The sequence below is a fragment of the Microcystis sp. M53603_WE2 genome (assembly GCF_030065435.1).
Window position 1 is genome coordinate 1 of the sequence record NZ_JASJFF010001164.1, and the last position, 2,543, is coordinate 2,543.

A 2,543-nucleotide genomic window follows, 5' to 3' on the forward strand; every position below is an offset into this window, starting at 1 on the left:
ATAATACAGTGAGTTCTTTTCTTCTTCCGTGAATTCTAGGTTAATCATGTTTTTAATGAGTGCTTTGCTTCTAATTATGACTCTTAAACTATATTATTGTCCTTGAGTAAAAAATGCAAGTTGTAGCCGTGCAAAGTATAGCTAGTAGTGAAATAGGTTGACACACTGCGTTCAAAAGAACAAGGGGAAAAGTAAGGAATTTACTAACTCACTTACACAGACCTTTAAAAGTACCCCGATGGATAGGACAAATCTAAAGATGGAATGCCCATATAAACGGAACGTGATAAGCCCTTTCAGGCTCTGAGTATCGGTCGAAATACCCAGTAGTGACAAGTGTAAGCGCAAGCCTTCAAGGGTGTGAGATGTAACCAAAAGCCAACGCCTGACGGTAATAGTCAGGATATGCTAACAGGTTACGGTTTGATTGTAAGGATAGAGTCTAGTAGGAGTCTATATGACGAAATCGAGAGAAGGTAAAGGGTTCGGGAAACCGAAAACCACTAAGACTACGAATGTATGGAAAGCTATCAACTGGGGTAAAATCCAAAGATATGTTTTCAAGCTCCAAAAGAGAATATACCAAGCGGCTAAATCGGGACAGAATGCAAAGGTTAGAAGGTTGCAACGTCTATTGGTGAAATCATACTATGCCCGTCTATTAGCAGTTCGCAAAGTAACCCAAGATAATCAAGGAAAGAAAACAGCAGGAGTCGATGGAGTGATAGCAATATCCCCAGAGCAAAGGCTAAATCTAACCGAAGAAATCAAGGGAACACTTAAAGCAAAACCGTTAAGAAGAGTATGGATTCCTAAACCAGGCAGGGATGAAAAACGTCCACTAGGAATACCAACCATCAAAGACAGAGCTAGACAAGCGTTGATTAAATCGGCACTCGAACCAGAATGGGAGTCAAAAATGGAAGAAACCAGCTACGGTTTTCGACCCGGAAGGTCTTCCCATGATGCAATCGCCAGAATATTTACAACCATCAATAAAAGTAGCTACTTCGTATTAGATGCTGATATTGCCAAGTGTTTTGACCGAATTAATCACAACTTCCTACTGTCAAAGATTCATTGTCCAAGCTCCCTAAAGAAAGACATTAAACAATGGCTCAAAGCAGGAGTCTTGGATAACGGCGTATTTGAAGAAACAGAAACAGGGACACCACAAGGAGGGGTAATAAGTCCACTACTTGCTAACATCGCACTGGATGGAATGGCAAGATTAATCGAAACACTATTCCCCAAAAAGGGTAGTAAAACTCAAGCTGTTCTAATAAGATACGCCGATGATTTTGTAGTAATTTCACCATCACTCGAAATCATTGAACAGTGCCAAACTGCCATTTCTGAATGGTTAAAACCGATAGGACTAGAACTCAAACCAGAAAAAACCAGAGTGTGTCATACACTCAACCCCATTGAGTACAATGGGAAAACAGAAGAACCCGGTTTTGATTTTCTAGGATTCAATATCAGACAATATCCAACAGGAAAGTACAAATCTGGGAAAACAGGAGGGAGAGGAAGCCAATTAATTGGTCACAAAACCCACATCAAACCCAACCAAAAAGCAGTTAAAGCCCACACAGAAGCGATTAAAGGTGTAATCAAAAAACACAAAACAGCACCTCAATCAGCCCTGATTAGTCACTTAAACCCAATCATTAGAGGTTGGGCTAACTACTACTCAGGAGTAGTATCTATGGATACCTTCAATAAACTAGACAATACAATCTGGTTAATGTTAAGGGCATGGACAGTATCAAGATGCGGTAAAGCGAACCACGAAAAGCTGAGAAACTACTTTAGACCGGGTACAGTTAAACTCAGCAATGGGAAAGAAAGACACGAATCTTGGTTATTTCAAACCAAAGATGGTCTCTATCTATGGAAACATAATTGGACACCAAATGTCAGACATACCCTAGTACGCCCCGAAACTTCACCTTACGACGGAAATTGGACCTACTGGGCAACCAGAAGAGGACAAGCAATCGACACACCGACAAGAGTAGCCAAACTACTTAAGAAGCAACAAGGCAAGTGTAGCCGATGTGGGCAGTATTTCACCCCATCGGATTTAATTGAAGTTGACCACATTCACCCTCTCAGCTTAGGCGGAAAGGATGAATATAAGAACCTTCAATTACTACACCGCCACTGTCACGATGATAAATCGGCATCTGATGGAAGCCTAAAATCATCTGGTTTGACAATTTCAGAAGTCAAACTAGATAATACAAGGTTAACCAAAGGAAGTCAAGCTGTATCCTTAACAAGGGAACAGTCAAACTAGGAGCCGTGTGAGGTGAAAGTCTCATGCACGGTTCTGAATGGGAGGGGAGGTCGGTGACGACCTTCTCGACCCCTAATAATACAAACGTAAAACTACTATGGTATTAACTCCGACAATTGGCGAAAAATCCTATAATCGTCAGGATTGGCAAAAAGGCTATCAATCCCAACCTAACGAGTACGATTACGAGGTAGAAGACATCGAGGGGCAAATTCCCCCCGATTTACAGGGTACAGTC

General features: G+C 41.3%; 1 protein-coding gene. It reads left to right on the top strand.

All coding sequences use genetic code 11. The features are described 5' to 3' along the window. Positions 1–457 precede the first annotated feature (457 nt). Positions 458–2,305 (top strand): group II intron reverse transcriptase/maturase, encoded by a 1,848-nt coding sequence (gene ltrA, locus PX481_RS24500; protein WP_002763643.1) that lies wholly within the window; start codon positions 458–460, stop codon positions 2,303–2,305. Positions 2,306–2,543 lie beyond the last annotated feature (238 nt).